Genomic DNA, 16474 nt, shown 5'->3' on the forward strand with positions numbered 1-16474 from the left:
AGGCCCGTGAGTTCGGTCATTATAGCCTAGCTCAAAGCAGCATACTAAACGCCTTGAGCTTAGACACATTCCCACGTATTATGTGTAACACAGGATATGTGGAGCGTAGGCCGTGACCAAGAATCTCACACTGGCCATCGAGGATGAGCTTCTCGACCGGGCGCGGATTATCGCCGCCATACGGCGCACCAGCGTCAATGCGATGGTGCGCGAGTATCTGGAGCGCGAGGTGCGCCGGGAAGGCGATGACGCCAGACGTGCCGACGCGTGGGCTGCCTTCTTTCGCGAAACTGGCACTCCCCGCAGCGGCCCTGAAGCCGGGGAAGGCGTGAAATTCGACCGCGAAGAACTCTACAACGAGGTTCTGCGTGAACGCGGCCTTCTTTGACACCAACATCATCTTCTACGCGGCCAGCGGCGGCGATAGGGCGAAACGCGAGACGGCGCGTGGCCTGCTGCAGTCGCGCCGGGTTGTCGTGTCGACCCAGGTCCTGATGGAAACCTACGCCTCCCTTTTGAAAAAACTGAAGCTCACGCCTGACGAGGCGCGCCTGTGGGTCGATATGGTAGCGCAGGAAACTGTTCTTGCCGTGGAGCCCGCTGATGTTATCGCGGCGCTCGACACGGCCCGCCGCTTCGAGATTTCTCATTGGGACGGTCTGATCCTGCAGGCCGCCGGGAAGGCCGGACTGTCTCTGGTGTACTCCGAAGACCTCAATCACGGGCAGATGTATGGCCCGGTCAGGGTCTGCAACCCCTTCATCGAAGATTTCCTCGCTTAGACAAAAGGTTCTCCCCCATGTCCGTACTCGTCAACAAAGACACCAAGGTTCTCGTTCAGGGCCTGACCGGCAAGACCGGCACCTTCCACACCGAGCAGGCGCTGGCCTATTACGGCACCCGCATGGTCGGCGGCATCCACCCCAAAAAGGGCGGCGAGAGCTGGACAAGCGGCATGGACGGTGCGGCCTCGCTGCCGATCTTTTCAACCGTGGCCGAAGGCAAGGAGCGCACTGGCGCAACCGCCTCTGTCGTCTATGTCCCGCCTGCGGGCGCTGGCGCGGCCATTATCGAGGCGATTGATGCGGGCATCGAGCTGATCGTGTGTATCACCGAGGGCATCCCGGTCATGGACATGGTGAAGGTGAAAGCCCGCCTGGAGAAATCCAGCTCGCGCCTTCTGGGCCCGAACTGCCCCGGCGTGCTGACGCCTGAAGAGTGCAAGATCGGCATCATGCCGGGCAATATCTTCAAGAAGGGCTCGGTCGGCGTGGTGTCGCGTTCCGGCACGCTGACCTATGAGGCCGTGTTCCAGACCACGGCTGAGGGTCTCGGCCAGACGACGGCCGTCGGCATTGGCGGCGATCCGGTAAAGGGAACGGAGTTCATCGACGTGCTGGAGATGTTCCTGGCCGATGACGAGACCAAGTCGATCATCATGATCGGCGAGATCGGCGGTTCAGCCGAAGAGGAAGCGGCTCAATTCCTGCGCGATGAAGCGAAGAAAGGCCGTAAAAAGCCCATGGCCGGCTTCATTGCCGGACGCACCGCGCCTGAAGGCCGCACGATGGGCCATGCCGGCGCGATCGTGGCTGGCGGCAAGGGCGATGCGCAAAGCAAGATCGAGGCGATGAAATCCGCCGGGATTGCCGTATCCGACAGCCCGGCGCGCCTCGGCAAGACGCTGGTCGAGGTCCTCAAGGGCTAGCGCGTGTGACTGACCGGAGATTCATGACCGCGTGATGGTCGTGGATCTCCCGCAGCCGTGCGAGCAGTGCCTCACGCTCCAGCTCGCGCCAGCCGCTGCTCGCTCTCACCGGCAAGGGTGCGTCGCCGGCATTGGCAAAAGCCATGGCCCAGTCGTCAAACCGGCGTTCGCTGGCGGGCTCGTTCAACAGCAGCGTGACCTCTGTATGGCGTGTATCGTTGCAGATGCGCGCGTAAACCTCATCGATGGCGGCCTTTGGCCCTTCCAGCATCTGGATGAACCGCCCCCGGTCATAGACCAGCACGCCGGTAATACCGGCTCGCGGGTTGTAACGCTCACAGGCCGCCATGATGTCCGCGAGCTCTGACCGGAAATGGCCCTGCCCGCGCGCAATGGCCACTGCGGAAATATAGACCAGCCGGGTAAGCGCTGCGGCCTCGCCCGGGCAGGGCGTGCCTTTAAGACGTAACCGGCGCCTATAGCTTGTTGATGAACTCATTGCGCGTCCCCCACAACTTCCAGCTTTTCGCCCGGTGTGAACCGGAACGGGATGACAGGCTGCTGGCGCTCTTCTGCAACCGCCTTGCCCGCAAGATAATCCGGACCAATGGCTAACCAGCCCGCCACCGTGGCAGGGTCGTGGCACGCCTGGACCGCCAGCATGATCCGCCGGCGCACCAGCTTTGCAGCAAACGTGGCAAGACTTGCACTATGGCGCGCGAAGGCTTCCGGAGCGGGCGCCTCCATCGAGAAAATGTCGATCCGGGAATCGTTGAACCGGTCGAGCCGGATGGTGCACGGATCAACCTCCACCATGATGCGCCGGGTGAGGGTGCGGGCTAGCCGGCACACCTCGGTCAGACTGCCCATCGGTGCGTCCATTTCCGCACCGAGGATATGCAGCATCAGGGCGGAGCGTACCGTCTCGTCCAGCGCGTTGATCGCTGCCATATAGGGCAGGCGGTATTTGACCGTCACCAGCGTCTCGAAATGCACCGGGACGGCAAGGGCGCCGGGCGCGCTCTCGCCGGCCGCTTCCTGCCAAGCCCTGCCAGCGGCCATCAGTACCGCGCGGTCGAGCTCCATGCGCATCGCACCGCCCCCTTCGCTGGGCGAGAGGGCATGCCCGCGCACTAGCGGCCCATCTCCGCGCATACGCCCGACCGGGTGCACAAGACTAAGGGCCGCGAACCCCGTCGCCGAGGCCCAGACCGGCTCAAAGCATAGCTCGAACGGGGGCAGCCGCACCGGTTCGCGCGGCCGGGGAGGCGGTATGGGCTGAAGGGCCGCATCTGGATCGAGCGCCTCTTCCACATCAGCGGCTTCATAGGCTTGTGCAGCCGCGTCCAGCGGGTCGGACTGAATGCCGCCAAACAGATCAGACAGAGCGATATCGACGGTTTCGGCGTGCAGCTCCAGACCGGCAAGATAATCGGTGCCAAGGAAAAAGGCTTTCAGCTCGGTCTCGATACGCCGGGTGAAGGCTTCAGCCTCTTCCGCCCGCGACGGGCCGGGCAGCACGATAAACCCGTTGGCAGCGCGCAGGATAAGGTCGTCAGAGCCGATACGCTTGGAGATGAACTGCTCGCACGTATCGAAAATGCGCTCTTTCACGCGCGGCCACTTCTCTTTGTACTGCGCTTCGAGCACATCCAGATTGATGAGCTGGAGCTGGGTAGTCTCCAGCTGGGCGGCTTCCTTCAGCTTGGGGCGGAAGCTGGCCAGTGTTGAAAGTACTGACATCACATCACTTGCGCGGAGCCGCGGGCTGTTCGCGCTCCTGACGTGAATTAGAATATTCACGGCGTGCAACTTCAAGCTTTATGCAAACAGATAGTTAACCGGGCGCTATGCTTTATACATTGTTCATAGGTGTGATGGCCCGGCATAGTTGTACCTGCGCGGCGCACGGCGCCTCATTGCCATGCAGGAGAGCGCAATGCGAACGCACGTTCGTGCCTATTGCCGTTCGCAAGGGTGTTTTGCGCCCATTTGGGCTTCTCTTTTGCACCGGAGAGGCATAAGTGTCGATTATCTAGGCAAGCGCCGTGGTGGCGCTCACGATAAACCTGCCCTGAAGGGCCAAGATGACCGACGCTCGCTCCTCGACCAACCAGACCTTCCTCGACACCTCCTTCCTGTTCGGCGCCAACGCCATCTATCTGGAAGACATGGCCGCGCGCTATGCGGCTGATCCGGCCTCGGTTCCGGCCAGCTGGCGCAAATTCTTCGATGCTGTCGGCGATGAGGCGGCAAACGCCACACAGGCCGCCAAGGGGCCGGCCTGGAAGCGCAAGGGCTGGCCGCGAAAAGCCAATGGCGAAATGGTCCAGGCGCTGGGCGATATCGAGAGCGTGGTGCCAAGCCTGCCGGAAAAGGTCGCGGCGCGCATGGGCGAGGCGGCCTCGCCAGCCGATGTGCATTCAGCCGTCAAGGACAGTATTTCGGCGATCATGCTGATCCGCGCTTTCCGCATGCGCGGGCATCTGGCGGCTGATCTCGATCCGCTGAAGCTGGGCGGGCGTGAACCCCAGCCCGAACTGGATCCGGAAAGCTACGGGTTTGGCGAGGCTGATCTCGACCGCGAGATCTTCATCAATGGCTATCTCGGCCTTGAGACCGCCACCATCCGCCAGATCCTCGACATCCTCAAACGCACCTATTGCGGCACGTTCGGCGTGGAGTTCATGCATATCTCCAACCCGGAGGAGAAAGCCTGGCTGCAGGAGCGTATCGAGGGACCGGACAAGGAAATCGCGTTCTCCAAGAACGGCAAGCAGGCGATTTTGCGCAAGCTGGTCGAGACCGAGGCGTTCGAGCGCTTCCTGCACAAGCGCTATCCCGGCACCAAGCGCTTCGGCATTGATGGCGGCGAGTCCATGGTCCCGGCGCTGGAACAGATCATCAAGCGCGGCGGCGCCATGGGGGTGAGCGACATCATTGTCGGCATGCCCCACCGCGGGCGCCTTAACGTGCTGGCCGCCGTGATGGGCAAGCCCTACCACGTGATCTTCCACGAGTTTCAGGGCGGCTCGACCATTGGCGAAGACGAGTTCTCCTCTGGCGATGTGAAATACCATCTGGGTTCGTCATCGACGCGTGAGTTCGATGGCAACACGGTCAATCTCTCGCTGACCGCCAACCCCTCCCACCTAGAAGCGGTGGATCCGGTCGTCCTGGGCAAGGCCCGCGCCAAGATGAGCAAATACCAGGTGCAGACGGGCGAACCGTCGAGCCACAAGGTCCTGCCGCTTCTGCTGCACGGCGATGCCGCCTTTGCCGGACAGGGCATCGTGGCCGAATGCTTTGGCCTGTCCGGCCTGCGCGGACACCGCACAGGCGGGGCGGTCCATTTCATCGTCAACAACCAGATCGGCTTCACCACCGATCCGCGCGACAGCCGCTCCTCGCCCTACCCGTCTGACGTGGCGCTGATGGTGCAGGCACCGATTTTCCACGTGAATGGCGACGACCCCGAAGCGGTGGTGTTCGCGGCGAAAGTGGCAGCCGAGTACCGGCAGACCTTTGGCAAGGATGTCGTCATCGACATGTTCTGCTATCGCCGCTTTGGCCACAATGAGGGCGATGACCCGTCCTTCACCCAGCCGCAAATGTACAAGGCGATCGCCGGTCATCCCACCACCCGCGAGCTCTACACAAGCCGCCTGACCGAAGAGGGCGTGGTGACCGCGGAGGAGGTCGATGGCTGGGTAGCCGAGCTGGAAGCCTTCCTCGATGACGAGTTCGAGCTGGGCAAATCCTACAAGGCCAACAAGGCCGACTGGCTGGACGGCGTCTGGTCCGGCCTTGGCCTGCCCGACGAGGACGACCGGCGCGGCCAGACGGCTGTCGATATCGACACGCTAAAAGCGGTCGGGACAGCGATGACGCGCATCCCGGACGGCTACAACATCCACAAGACCCTCAACCGCGTCATCAATGGCCGGCGCGAGGCAATTGAAAAAGGCGAAGGCATTGACTGGGCCACGGCCGAACATCTCGCCTTCGGTACGCTTCTCATTGAGGGCTTCCCGGTGCGCCTTTCGGGGCAGGATTGCGGACGCGGCACCTTCTCCCAGCGCCACTCCCATCTGATCGATCAGGAAACGCAGGAGCGCCATACCTTCCTCAACCATCTGAGCGAGGATCAGGCGCGCTATGAAGTGATCGATTCCATGCTGTCGGAAGAAGCCGTGCTCGGCTTCGAATACGGCTATTCGCTGTCCGCGCCGAACACACTCGTCATGTGGGAAGCCCAGTTTGGTGATTTCACCAATGGCGCGCAGGTCATCATCGACCAGTTCATTTCATCATCCGAGCGCAAATGGCTGCGCATGTCCGGCCTCGTCATGCTTCTGCCGCACGGCTATGAGGGTCAGGGACCCGAACACTCCTCGGCCCGGCTGGAGCGCTTCCTGCAGCAATGCGCCGAAGACAATATGCAGGTCGCCAACTGCTCCACGCCTGCCAACTATTTCCATATCCTGCGCCGCCAGATCCACCGCGGCTTCCGCAAGCCGCTGGTGATAATGACGCCCAAATCCCTGCTGCGTCACAAGCGCTGCGTGTCCGATCTCACCGAGTTCGGTCCCGGCTCCTCCTTCCACCGCGTCCTGTGGGATGATGGCGATCAGAGCGTGCGCAAGGACCGCGGCGAGTTCGCCGCCCCGCGCGCCAAACCGCTGGCCGCCGACAAGGATATCCGCCGCGTCGTGCTGTGCTCAGGCAAGGTCTATTACGATCTGCTCGAAGCGCGCGAGAACAAGGGGCTGAACGATGTCTATCTGCTCCGTGTCGAGCAGTTCTACCCCTTCCCGGCGAAATCCATCATCGACGAGCTCAAACGCTTCCCCGATGCCGACATTGTCTGGTGCCAGGAGGAGCCGAAAAACATGGGCGGCTGGACCTTCGTGGAACCCTATCTGGAGTTCTGCCTTGAAAAGGTGGGCGGCAAATCGAAACGCCCGCGCTATGTGGGCCGTTCCCCTTCCGCCTCCACCGCCACCGGGCTGCTCTCGCGCCACCAGGCCCAGCAGCAGGCCCTGGTGGACGAAGCCCTTGCCAAAGACTGACCCCCTCTCACACCCGATCTGGATGACCCCGTTATGAGCGCAATTACCGTCCCCACCCTTGGCGAATCCGTATCCGAAGCAACGGTTGGAAGCTGGCTGGTCAAGGAAGGTCAGTCCGTGAAGAAGGACGACATCCTTGTCGAGCTGGAAACCGACAAGGTGTCGGTCGAGGTCCGGGCCGAGGAAGATGGCGTCATCACCGCCATAAGCGCCAAGGAAGGCGATACGGTCGAGATTGGCGCCGCGCTGGCCGAGTTCGAGGCCGGCAGCTCTGGCGGAAAATCTGCCGAACCGAAAAAGGCCGATAAAAAGGACGAGGCGCCAAAGTCCGAGGCCAAGGCTGACAGCAAGGACAGCAAGTCGTCAGGCAAGGGTGAGAGCAGCAAGGGCGGCGATCTGACCGAGGCCAAGGTGCCGGTCATGGGCGAGAGCGTTGCCGAAGGCACGGTCGGCAACTGGCTGGTGAAAGTCGGCGATAGCGTCAGCGTCGATCAGCCGCTGATGGAAATCGAGACCGACAAGGTGGCGGTCGAAGTCCCCTCGCCTGTCGCGGGCGTGCTGGAAGAAGCCCTCGTCAAGGAAGGCGATAGCGTGGAGCCGGGCCAGGTCGTGGCAAAAATCCGCGAAGGCGCGTCTGGCGGCGCGGCAAAACCGGACAGCAAGGCCGAAGCCCCCAAGGCTGAGAGCAAGTCGTCAGGCGATGTGAAGGCGATGCCGTCTGCCCAGCGCGTGGCCGCCGAGAACAAGGTCGATCTGTCGGCGATTGAAGGCACGGGCCGCGATGGCCGCGTGACCAAGGGCGATGCGCTAAAAGCCGTCGAGCAGGGCGCGCGCGCGCCCGAACCCGCTGCCGTGGCCCAGCAATCGGCCCCGCGCCAAACCGGAGAGCGCGAAGAGCGCGTGAAAATGACCCGGCTGCGCCAGACCATCGCGCGCCGCCTGAAGGAAGCGCAGAACTCTGCCGCCATGCTGACCACGTATAACGAGGCAGACATGAGCGCGATAATGGCGCTGCGCAAGGAAATCCAGGACGATTTCACCGCAAAACACGGCGTCAAGCTCGGCTTTATGAGCTTCTTCGTGAAGGCGTGTGTGGCCGCGCTGCAGGACATCCCGGCGGTGAATGCCGAGATCGACGGCACCGACATCATCTACAAGAATTACTACGATATCGGCGTGGCCGTCGGCACCGATCGCGGCCTTGTCGTGCCGGTGGTGCGCGATTGCGACGAGAAATCCCTGGCCGGTATCGAGAAGGGCATTATGGACCTTGGCAAGCGCGCCCGCGATGGCCAGCTCGGCCTTGAGGACATGCAAGGCGCGACCTTCACCATCTCCAATGGCGGGGTCTATGGCTCGCTGATGAGCTCGCCCATCCTCAACGCGCCCCAGTCCGGCATTCTGGGCATGCACAAGATCCAGGAACGCCCCGTGGCCATCAATGGCCAGGTCGTGATCCGCCCGATGATGTATCTGGCGCTCTCCTATGACCACCGCATCGTGGACGGCAAGGAAGCCGTCACCTTCCTGGTGCGCGTGAAGGAGAGCCTGGAAAAACCCGAACGCCTGCTGCTGGATATCTAACGCAGCGGAGGCACCAGCCCCAGCGCCCGCCAGAAAAACGCTATCGACAGCCCTGTTACCATCAGGGCTGTCACCATGGCATCATCGCCAAGGCGTATGATGAGGGCGGCAAGGCCGAGCCCGGCAATGACCGCGATCAGCCCCCGGATAATATCGCCTTGCGAACGTGTAGCTTTGGCGATGAACAAAGCCGTTATGACAGCAAGGCCGATCAGTGCGCCCGGCGGCAGATCTGCGCCATTGGCGCCCAGCGTCACCATCAGGCTGAGGCCGTAAAATCCGGCCAGACCGGCGCTTAGCGCCACCAGCGTCCAGCGGACCCCGGCCATGGCCCACAATGCGGCACGGTGGCGCGGGCGGTTATGGTCGGAGACAAAGAGCCGCCCCGAAAGCCGGGCATTGGCCGTGCCGCGCTTGCGGTCTTCAGGGTGATGAAGCACCTCGAACAAGGCCGCAGCCGCGAGGCCGGACACCAGCGATACCAGAAACGTTTCCAAGCTGTCCTGTCCCTTTAGCCCGCTAAGAGCCCCCCGCTCAGGGATCAAAAGCCAGACCGGCGCGCGGATCAAGCCCTGATGCTGGGCGTGAAGGCATGCGAGGCGGCATGACAGGCATGCAGGCAGATGCGATTGACGCGCCGCGCTGCTTGGCTAGGTTGCGAAATGACAGGCCCGGACCCCCTCCCCCTTCCTGTTTGCCGGGCCGGAGGACATCGCATGGCTGACACGTATGACGTTGTAATCATTGGCGGCGGACCCGGTGGCTATAATTGCGCGATCCGCGCGGGGCAGCTGGGCCTGAAGACCGCCATTATCGAGATGCGCAAGACGCTCGGCGGCACCTGCCTGAATGTCGGCTGCATCCCCTCCAAGGCGCTGCTGCATGCCTCCGAGCTTTACGAGATGGCCAATAGCGAGTTTGCCGGCATGGGCATCGGCACCGGCAAGATCACGCTCAATCTGGAAAAGATGATGGAGCAGAAGGCCGACGCCGTGACGGGCCTGACCAAGGGCGTCGCCGGCCTGATGAAGAAGAACAAGGTCGATCATTTCCACGGCAAGGGCCGCATTGCCGGCAAGGGCAAGGTTGTTGTCGCGCTGGAAGACGGCTCGGAAAAGACGCTGGAGACAAAGAACATTGTCATCGCGACGGGTTCAGAAGTAACCCCGCTGCCGGGCGTGGAGATCGATGAAAAGCAGATCGTCTCCTCCACCGGCGCGCTGGAGCTGGAGAGCGTTCCGGAGAAGCTGATCCTCATCGGCGCGGGCGTGATCGGGCTGGAGCTCGGCTCTGTCTGGCGCCGTCTGGGATCGCAAGTGACAGTGGTGGAGTATCTCGACCGCGTCCTGCCGACCATGGATGGCGAGATTTCCAAGCAGGCCAAGCGCCTGTTTGAAAAGCAGGGCATGATCTTCAAGCTGTCGCGCAAGGTGACCGGCGTGGAGAAAGACGGCAAGGCGCTCAAAGTAACGACCGAGGCCGCCAGCGGCGGCGAGGAAGAGGTGCTGGACGCCGATGTGGTGCTGGTCTGCATCGGGCGTCGTCCTTATACGGATGGTCTGGGCCTGGAGACGGTTGGCATCGAGCCCGACAAGCGCGGCTTCATCCCCAACGAGCACTTCAAGACCTCGGCAGATGGCGTCTGGGTGATCGGCGACACCACGCACGGGCCGATGCTGGCCCACAAGGCCGAGGATGACGGCACGGCCTGCGCCGAGCTGATTGCGGGCAAGGCGGGTCATGTGAACTATCTGGCCACGCCCAGTGTCGTCTATACGCGCCCCGAGATCGCCAGTGTCGGCTATACCGAGGAGCAATTGAAGGAGATGGGCCGGGAGTACAAAACCGGTAAATTCCCCTTCATGGCCAATAGCCGCGCACGCACCAATCACGATACGGACGGTTTTGTGAAAATCCTCGCCGATGCAAAGACCGATGAAATCCTCGGCGGCCACATCATGGGCCCGCATGCAGGCGAGATGATCGGCGAGATCGCGCTGGCCATGGAGTTCCGCGCGGCATCCGAAGATATTGCCCGCACCAGCCACGCCCACCCCACCCTGTCCGAGGCCATCCGCCAGGCAGCAATGGGGGTGGAGGGCTGGACCATGCAAATGTAGACTGGCTCACGGCATCCCATATTCCCGGCAGGCGGCACCATGATAGCGGACGAAACTGTTTCAGCAGGACCGATGTGGGCCACACCCCGCCTGCGCCTGGTTGCGCTGGACGCCGATCTGGCACGCCTGCAGGTCGAGGATCGCAAGGGGTTTTTCGGTGCGCTGAACGTTTCGCCAGAAGCCAGCTGGCCGCCGGAGCTGAACAATACCGAAAGCATGGCTCATACGCGCGCCAGCCTGGATGCCCGGCCGGACGAAACAGGCTGGCATAGCTGGGTTTTCATCATGCGCTGGGCCGATGACGCGCCGGGCCGTCTGGTCGGAAATGGCGGGTTTTACGGCCCGCCCGACAAGGGGGGTGTTGTCGAAATCGGTTATTCCATGCTGCCAAGCTTCCGCGAGCAGGGCCTGGCCACTGAAGCGGTCCAGGGCCTTGCAGGCTGGGCGTTCAGCCAGCCCGGCGTGACAGAAATCCGCGCGCGTACAATGGAGTCGGGCACCGCCTCCCGCCGGGTGCTGGAAAAAAGCGGGTTTGTGGAGACCGGCGCGGAGAATGACCCCGATACCGGCCCGTTGGCCATCTACACGCTGGCCCCGAAAGCCGGATGAGCGCGCGTGAAGTCCGCAATATCGTCATCCTGACCGGGGCCGGCATCAGCGCCGAATCCGGTCTTGGCACGTTTCGCGACAAGGGCGGCATCTGGGAAAAGTTCGACTGGCAGAAACTGGCCACACCCGAAGCCTTCGCCGCCGATCCCCATAGCGTTCACGCCTTCTACAATGCGCGGCGGGAAAATCTGATCGCCGCCCAGCCCAACGCCGCTCACCGCGCGCTGGCCGCGCTGGAGCTCCTCTGGCAGGCAGAAGAGCGCGGGCGATTCCTGCTCGTCACCCAGAATATTGATGATCTGCATGCGCGCGGCGGCTCGAACGAAGTGCTGCACATGCATGGCGAGCTGCTGAAAAGCCGCTGCAACCATTGCGGCCATCTGTTCGAACATGAGCACGCCATCACGCCCGATACGCCCTGCCCGTCCTGTGGACAGTCCGGCGGGCTGCGCCCCCATGTGGTCTGGTTCGGCGAGATGCCGCTGGGGCTCGATACGATCTATGAGGCGCTTGGGGCGTGCGATCTCTTCGCCGCTATCGGCACGTCCGGCACGGTCTATCCGGCAGCCGGCTTTGTGACCGAAGCCAAAGCCGCCGGCGCGTGGACGGTGGAGCTGTCGCTGGAGCCGGGGGAAATCAGCACGCTGTTTGACGAGCGCCATTACGGCCCGGCGACGAAGCTTGTGCCGGAGTGGACCACCAACCTATAGTGATACTAGGCAAGAGTGCACTGGGGCGGAAATTGTCTATCGATATCAGCAGGGTTTCTAAGCAAGTTTACACAACGTTTGCCGGTATCGGCTTAGCGTTTCATCGTTTGGCTGTAATTGTGGCGGTTGTAGGTGGCTTTGGAATTGTGCTCTGGCCGTCAAATGTTTCGAACTGGGAGCGCGCTTTCATCGTTATTCTGGTTATTGCCATTATACTTGTTGACGCTTGCTGGAACATCGCTGGAAAAGCTGTTGAATATCAACTGAGAAATCCAAGAATTTTAAAAATAAATAGAAGCTCAAATTCAGATTTAACAATAGTTTCTGAATCCAGTGATTTTTACACACCTGGGTGTATAGCTACTTTAATTTATAAATCGGATGATTTGGAGCAACCTATTGCGCTATGTACGCTGGAGCACATCAATTCAGCTCGTCTTTTTCAGTTTAAGGTTCTTTTTGTCGGAAAGGACCACCAAGACGTGCTTACAAGAATATTGTCCGACCCCGCTAATATGATGAGCGCGCTGTCGTTACAACCGATGACATCTCATATCCTTTTGGAGGAACATTATGCCTAGCTCAAAAGATTTAGGGGCTGTTGACATCAAATATGATGCTAAGGTCGCACATGTTCTAGATGGTGATTTAGATGTGGTTTTAAACGTCGGAAAAGAAGACGGCGTTAGTATTGGAAATATATTTGTAATATTTTCTCTCGGAGGAGAAATATTAGACCCCGACAGCAAGGAGTCATTGGGTCGACTAGAAATCATCAAGGGTCGTGGACGAATAACGCATGCCCAAGGAAAAATATCAACGTTGCGTTCGTCATCAGTAGCTAGACAAAAAAGGACCGTGGGGAGTGGTTTGTTGTCCGGTCTCTTGACGGACAATGTAGAAGAAAGCATTGAGATTCCATTTGAATCGCCCGAAATTGGTGATTTTGCAAAGAAAATAGGTTGAATTTAATCCACACTCTCTTCAACCGCGTGCATGTCGTCGTCCGACAGGCCGAAATGATGGCCGATCTCGTGGACCAGCACATGAGCGATGAGATCGCCAAGCGTGACATCCCCGCGCTCGCACCACTCGAGAAGAATGGGCAGGCGATAGAGAAAGACATGGTCGGGCATGCCTGGATCCATCACGGATTTTTCTGTCAGGTCCACGCCGTGATAGAGGCCGGTCAGCTCGTACGGGTTTTCCATCCCCAGCGCCTTGAGCGTTTCCTCATCGGCAAAGTCGGCGATCTGGATCACCACATTGCCGCACAGCTGACGGAAGGCTTTGGGCAGGCCCGCAAAGGCCGCCTCGGCGATGTCGAGGAAATCGGCTTCGGACGGGGCGGGCTGGTTTGTGAAAATCGATGTCATGCCTCTTCCTAGCCCGGGCGGAGGCGCACGCCTAGATGGCGCATGAGCCAGACTTGCAAACGGAACAAAGTTTGAACATTATTCAGCCCATGAAGCCAGACCCCGTCTCCATTGCCTCGCTGACCAATCCGGCCATTGACGATGCGCAAGGGCTGATGCGCGGCGCGGCGCGCGTGCTGGCGAGCTTTGGCCTGGCCGCGATACCGGAATTTTCCCTGCCCTGCGGACGCCGGGCCGACCTGATGGCGCTGGGACCGAAGGGCGAGCTGGTCATTGTCGAGGTGAAATCCGGCGCGGCAGACTTTCGCGCCGACGGCAAATGGCCGGAATATTTCGACTGGTGCGACCGCTATTTCTTCGCCGTATCAGAGCGCTTCCCGCGCGCCCTGCTGCCTGAACATACCGGGCTTATCATCGCGGACGGGTTTGGCGGCGCGATCGTGCGTGAAAGCCCGGTCAACCCGCTGGCCCCCGCCCGGCGCAAATCCATCACCTTGCGCTTTGCCCGCACGGCGGCCGAGCGCGCCTTGCGGCTGGACCGACTGCCCTGACCACAGATTCAGGTTGTAGCACCTTTCCACGGGGTTAATACTATCGGGAGGGGAAGCGGCTTGCTTGAGGGGGTAAGCGATGACTGTGAGGCGGGTGCTCGCATTTTGCGGGGTGGGTTTTGGCGCGATAATGGCTCTGGTTTACGGGGCCGTGCACTATCCGGATTATGGCCCGGCCGAGCAGGCAGGAACGCCCCCTGAAACATGGGCATCGTCCGCGCAGGCTTTGCAATTGCTCCCTGCCACCTCCTCCGCGCGCACGCTAGGGTACGGGCCAGCGCCCGGCTTTGTAGAGCCGGTTGCCATGCCCGATCCCTCCACTGTCGGCACCGAAGCCATGGGCGGGGCCCGCCTGCTGGTCGTTGATTTCCAGCATGACGCGCGAGATCCCGAAGCGGGGCTTTATACCCGCTATGTGATCGAGGCTGTGACGGGCGCGGGACTGGCAGCCATTTCCCGGCTCCAGATCAATCTCGATCCTCGCTACCAGTCCATCGTCATCCATGAGGCTGCTATCATCCGCGACGGCGAGCGCGAAAGCCGGGAGGGACGCATTGCCGCAGAGTTTCTGCGTCAGGAACCGGCGCTGAACTATGGCATCATCACCGGAATGGAAGTGGCCGTCCTGCGCATCGAGGATGTCCGCCAGGGTGATATCCTGGACCTGTCCTTCTCTGTGACGGGTACCAACCCCCTGCTTGCCCCGCACCAGACAGAGAGCTTTCCGCTCGCCACCCTGACCGATATCGAACAGCTCTCCATCCGCACCAGCTGGCCGCGCGGCGCATCGCACAGCATTGTCGGTGCCAGCGAGGACAGCCTGAGGATCGAAAACCGCTTCGGGCGGACGATCTACAGTTTTGGCCCCCGGCGCATCGAAGCCGTGGAGATGGAAGAGGGCGCACCGGTGGATTATCCCCAGATCCCGACCCTGACCATCTCATCCTGGCCGGACTGGGCCAGCGTGGCCGCATGGGGCCGGCCCTTCTACCGTCTGCCCGCCGAACCGGATGCCGAGATCGCAGCGCTGGCGGCACGCTTTCGCGAGGCCCATGGCGACCCGGCGCGGCAGCTCACGGCGGCGCTGGAATTTGTACAGGACGAGATCCGCTATCAGGCCGTACTGCTCGGTGATGGCACCTATGTCCCCGCCTCCACCAGCGATACGCTGCGCACGCGCACGGGCGACTGCAAGGCCAAAACCCTGCTTTTGCTGGCCTTGCTCGATGCACTGGACATCGAAGCCTATCCGGTGCTGGCCCACACCTCGTCGGGACGCAGTGTGGACCGCTACCCGCCCAGCCCCCAGCTTTTTGACCATGTGTTTGTCCAGGCCCGCCTCGGCGGCAACACGTTCTGGCTTGAACCGGCGATGACAAGGCAGCGCGGCACCCTGTTTAACCGCGTCCAGCCCGATTATGGGCTGGTCCTGGTCCTGGACGGCGTCGCCACAGGGCTGACCGATACCACGCCCGAGCAACCGCCGCTTGCCTCGACCGTGTATCTTGAGCGGTTCGAACTTCTGCAACAGGAGCTTACCGACCCGCTGATCTGGTCGCTGGAAATCACCCATCGCGGACTGGCCGCCGATGAGTGGCGCTCCCTCATCCAGCAGACGGGGCTGAGCCAGATCGAACAGGCATATACCAACTTCTATGCGAGTTACCGCCGATCGGCAGAGCTGGTCATGCCCCTGCACGTAGACGATGACGAGGAGGCCAACAGGCTGACACTCAGCGCCAGCTGGCGTGTGGCACCGCTGATCGGCCCGGCGGACGCCACCGGACGGCGGGAAATCCGGCTGCGCCCGCACAGTCTCGGCGATATGCTGGCAAGCACCAATCTGGAACGGCGCACACCGGTGGTAACCGCCTATCCCTATCATCGGCGCCATGTCATCGAAGGCGGGATTGATGATCCCGACGGCACTTTCTGGAACCTGCAAGATTCCAGCACACAACTGACCAACGATGCCTTCGAGTTCAGCCATGGCATGACATACGAAAACGGCCTGATGACCGTGAGCTACGATCAGATGGCGCTCGTCCCGTCAGTCATGCTCGATCAATCCATGGTGGACGACCATCGCAGCATGCGGCGGTACCTGGGAGACTATGTACTCGTGCTGAACTTGCCGGCTCTCGACGCGCTGGAGGCCGAAGCGGCCGGCGCCAAACCCTAGCGCGGCGCGCGCTTGGCGAGGATGCGCTGCAAGGTGCGCCGGTGCATGTTCAGCCGCCGGGCGGTTTCCGACACGTTGTGATCGCACAGCTCGAACACGCGCTGGATATGCTCCCAGCGCACCCGGTCCGCGCTCATCGGGTTTTCCGGCGGTTCGGGCTTGGTGCCCGGTGCCGCCAGCAGGGCTTTCACCACATCATCGGCGTCGGCAGGCTTGGAAAGATAGTCGATGGCACCTGATTTCACCGCCGCCACAGCCGTGGCGATATTGCCATAGCCGGTCAGCATGACGGCACGGCAATCGGGGCGGTGGCGGTGCAGGGCGCGCACCACGTCCAGCCCGTCGCCATCCTCCAGGCGCAGATCCACCACCGCAAAGGCTGGCGGCGCGCTGCGGGCCACGTCCAGCGCCTCGGCGACACTGCCCACTGCCGTCACCTCGAAGCCGCGCTGCGTCATCGCCCGGTCGAGCCGGTTTCGGAATGGCGCATCATCATCCAGGATGAGGAGCGTACGGTCGGCGGGCAGGTCGAGCAGTTCGGTCATGGTCTGGCCCGGTTCCT

At 61.7% G+C, this 16474-nt stretch carries 17 protein-coding genes; 12 read left to right on the plus strand and 5 right to left on the minus strand.

Annotated elements, in window-relative coordinates:
- Positions 1-112 precede the first annotated feature (112 nt).
- From AB6B38_RS10335 to sucD, 3 genes are read left to right on the plus strand one after another with little or no spacing between them, the layout of a single operon-like run.
- Positions 113-388: a DUF6364 family protein gene (locus AB6B38_RS10335; protein ID WP_371392770.1), complete on the plus strand. Its 276-nt coding sequence runs from the start codon at positions 113-115 to the stop codon at positions 386-388.
- The gene (locus AB6B38_RS10340) at positions 369-782 is read left to right on the plus strand and encodes a PIN domain-containing protein (protein WP_371392771.1); all 414 of its coding nucleotides are present in this window, start codon (positions 369-371) and stop codon (positions 780-782) included. The genes AB6B38_RS10335 and AB6B38_RS10340 overlap by 20 nt, the downstream gene beginning before the upstream one ends.
- Positions 783-799: 17 nt before the next feature.
- On the plus strand, positions 800-1708 hold the full coding sequence (gene sucD, locus AB6B38_RS10345) for a succinate--CoA ligase subunit alpha (protein ID WP_371392772.1): 909 nt from the start codon (positions 800-802) through the stop codon (positions 1706-1708).
- Here the strand turns inward: sucD and AB6B38_RS10350 are convergent.
- Both AB6B38_RS10350 and AB6B38_RS10355 read right to left on the minus strand, forming a co-directional pair.
- Positions 1698-2207, minus strand: coding sequence for a BLUF domain-containing protein (locus AB6B38_RS10350; protein ID WP_371392773.1), 510 nt, complete (start codon positions 2205-2207; stop codon positions 1698-1700). The genes sucD and AB6B38_RS10350 overlap by 11 nt on opposite strands.
- Complete coding sequence (locus AB6B38_RS10355) at positions 2204-3451, minus strand: hypothetical protein (protein WP_371392775.1); 1248 nt, start codon at positions 3449-3451, stop codon at positions 2204-2206. The genes AB6B38_RS10350 and AB6B38_RS10355 overlap by 4 nt, the downstream gene beginning before the upstream one ends.
- Positions 3452-3795: 344 nt before the next feature.
- On the opposite strand from AB6B38_RS10355, the gene AB6B38_RS10360 reads away from it, so the two are divergent.
- Positions 3796-6780 carry a 2-oxoglutarate dehydrogenase E1 component gene (locus AB6B38_RS10360; RefSeq protein ID WP_371392776.1) on the plus strand — a complete coding sequence of 995 codons (2985 nt, stop codon included), beginning with the start codon at positions 3796-3798 and terminating at the stop codon, positions 6778-6780.
- A gap of 33 nt (positions 6781-6813) precedes the next feature.
- Complete coding sequence (gene odhB / locus AB6B38_RS10365) at positions 6814-8364, plus strand: 2-oxoglutarate dehydrogenase complex dihydrolipoyllysine-residue succinyltransferase (RefSeq protein WP_371392777.1); 1551 nt, start codon at positions 6814-6816, stop codon at positions 8362-8364.
- Here odhB and AB6B38_RS10370 read toward each other — a convergent pair.
- On the minus strand, positions 8361-8861 hold the full coding sequence (locus AB6B38_RS10370; RefSeq protein WP_371392778.1) for a hypothetical protein: 501 nt from the start codon (positions 8859-8861) through the stop codon (positions 8361-8363). The genes odhB and AB6B38_RS10370 overlap by 4 nt on opposite strands.
- A 219-nt stretch (positions 8862-9080) precedes the next feature.
- On the opposite strand from AB6B38_RS10370, the gene lpdA reads away from it, so the two are divergent.
- The 5 genes from lpdA (at position 9081) to AB6B38_RS10395 (ending at position 12769) form a co-directional block, all read left to right on the plus strand.
- Positions 9081-10484, plus strand: coding sequence for a dihydrolipoyl dehydrogenase (gene lpdA / locus AB6B38_RS10375; protein ID WP_371392779.1), 1404 nt, complete (start codon positions 9081-9083; stop codon positions 10482-10484).
- 72 nt (positions 10485-10556) lie between these two features.
- Positions 10557-11093 (plus strand): GNAT family N-acetyltransferase, encoded by a 537-nt coding sequence (locus AB6B38_RS10380; protein ID WP_371392780.1) that lies wholly within the window; start codon positions 10557-10559, stop codon positions 11091-11093.
- Positions 11090-11803 carry an NAD-dependent deacylase gene (locus AB6B38_RS10385; protein WP_371392781.1) on the plus strand — a complete coding sequence of 238 codons (714 nt, stop codon included), beginning with the start codon at positions 11090-11092 and terminating at the stop codon, positions 11801-11803. The genes AB6B38_RS10380 and AB6B38_RS10385 overlap by 4 nt, the downstream gene beginning before the upstream one ends.
- Positions 11804-11835: 32 nt before the next feature.
- Positions 11836-12384, plus strand: coding sequence for a hypothetical protein (locus AB6B38_RS10390; RefSeq protein WP_371392782.1), 549 nt, complete (start codon positions 11836-11838; stop codon positions 12382-12384).
- Positions 12377-12769, plus strand: a complete 393-nt coding sequence (locus AB6B38_RS10395) for a hypothetical protein (RefSeq protein WP_371392783.1) — start codon at positions 12377-12379, stop codon at positions 12767-12769. The genes AB6B38_RS10390 and AB6B38_RS10395 overlap by 8 nt, the downstream gene beginning before the upstream one ends.
- A 2-nt stretch (positions 12770-12771) precedes the next feature.
- Here the strand turns inward: AB6B38_RS10395 and AB6B38_RS10400 are convergent, their stop codons facing one another.
- Positions 12772-13179, minus strand: a complete 408-nt coding sequence (locus tag AB6B38_RS10400) for a metallopeptidase family protein (RefSeq protein ID WP_371392784.1) — start codon at positions 13177-13179, stop codon at positions 12772-12774.
- Positions 13180-13334: 155 nt separating this feature from the next.
- Between AB6B38_RS10400 and mmcB the strand changes: the two genes are divergently transcribed.
- Both mmcB and AB6B38_RS10410 read left to right on the plus strand, forming a co-directional pair.
- The gene (gene mmcB / locus AB6B38_RS10405) at positions 13335-13730 is read left to right on the plus strand and encodes a DNA repair putative endonuclease MmcB (protein WP_233352588.1); all 396 of its coding nucleotides are present in this window, start codon (positions 13335-13337) and stop codon (positions 13728-13730) included.
- Positions 13731-13809: 79 nt separating this feature from the next.
- Entirely contained in the window at positions 13810-15912 is a 2103-nt protein-coding gene (locus AB6B38_RS10410) for a DUF3857 domain-containing protein (protein WP_371392786.1), read from the plus strand.
- Here the strand turns inward: AB6B38_RS10410 and AB6B38_RS10415 are convergent.
- Positions 15909-16457, minus strand: coding sequence for an ActR/PrrA/RegA family redox response regulator transcription factor (locus tag AB6B38_RS10415; protein ID WP_371392787.1), 549 nt, complete (start codon positions 16455-16457; stop codon positions 15909-15911). The two genes, AB6B38_RS10410 and AB6B38_RS10415, sit on opposite strands and share 4 nt — an antisense overlap.
- Positions 16458-16474 lie beyond the last annotated feature (17 nt).

The sequence above is a fragment of the Glycocaulis abyssi genome (assembly GCF_041429775.1).
Taxonomy (GTDB): domain Bacteria; phylum Pseudomonadota; class Alphaproteobacteria; order Caulobacterales; family Maricaulaceae; genus Glycocaulis; species Glycocaulis abyssi.

What these genes read in the sequence shown, in the direction of transcription:
- sucD (WP_371392772.1), top strand. Translation starts at nt 800, where the DNA reads ATGTCCGTACTCGTCAACAAAGACACCAAGGTTCTCGTTCAGGGCCTG.
- AB6B38_RS10350 (WP_371392773.1), bottom strand. Translation starts at nt 2,207, where the DNA reads ATGAGTTCATCAACAAGCTATAGGCGCCGGTTACGTCTTAAAGGCACG.
- AB6B38_RS10355 (WP_371392775.1), bottom strand. Translation starts at nt 3,451, where the DNA reads ATGTCAGTACTTTCAACACTGGCCAGCTTCCGCCCCAAGCTGAAGGAA.
- AB6B38_RS10360 (WP_371392776.1), top strand. Translation starts at nt 3,796, where the DNA reads ATGACCGACGCTCGCTCCTCGACCAACCAGACCTTCCTCGACACCTCC.
- odhB (WP_371392777.1), top strand. Translation starts at nt 6,814, where the DNA reads ATGAGCGCAATTACCGTCCCCACCCTTGGCGAATCCGTATCCGAAGCA.
- lpdA (WP_371392779.1), top strand. Translation starts at nt 9,081, where the DNA reads ATGGCTGACACGTATGACGTTGTAATCATTGGCGGCGGACCCGGTGGC.
- AB6B38_RS10380 (WP_371392780.1), top strand. Translation starts at nt 10,557, where the DNA reads ATGTGGGCCACACCCCGCCTGCGCCTGGTTGCGCTGGACGCCGATCTG.
- AB6B38_RS10385 (WP_371392781.1), top strand. Translation starts at nt 11,090, where the DNA reads ATGAGCGCGCGTGAAGTCCGCAATATCGTCATCCTGACCGGGGCCGGC.
- AB6B38_RS10395 (WP_371392783.1), top strand. Translation starts at nt 12,377, where the DNA reads ATGCCTAGCTCAAAAGATTTAGGGGCTGTTGACATCAAATATGATGCT.
- AB6B38_RS10400 (WP_371392784.1), bottom strand. Translation starts at nt 13,179, where the DNA reads ATGACATCGATTTTCACAAACCAGCCCGCCCCGTCCGAAGCCGATTTC.
- mmcB (WP_233352588.1), top strand. Translation starts at nt 13,335, where the DNA reads ATGCGCGGCGCGGCGCGCGTGCTGGCGAGCTTTGGCCTGGCCGCGATA.
- AB6B38_RS10410 (WP_371392786.1), top strand. Translation starts at nt 13,810, where the DNA reads ATGACTGTGAGGCGGGTGCTCGCATTTTGCGGGGTGGGTTTTGGCGCG.
- AB6B38_RS10415 (WP_371392787.1), bottom strand. Translation starts at nt 16,457, where the DNA reads ATGACCGAACTGCTCGACCTGCCCGCCGACCGTACGCTCCTCATCCTG.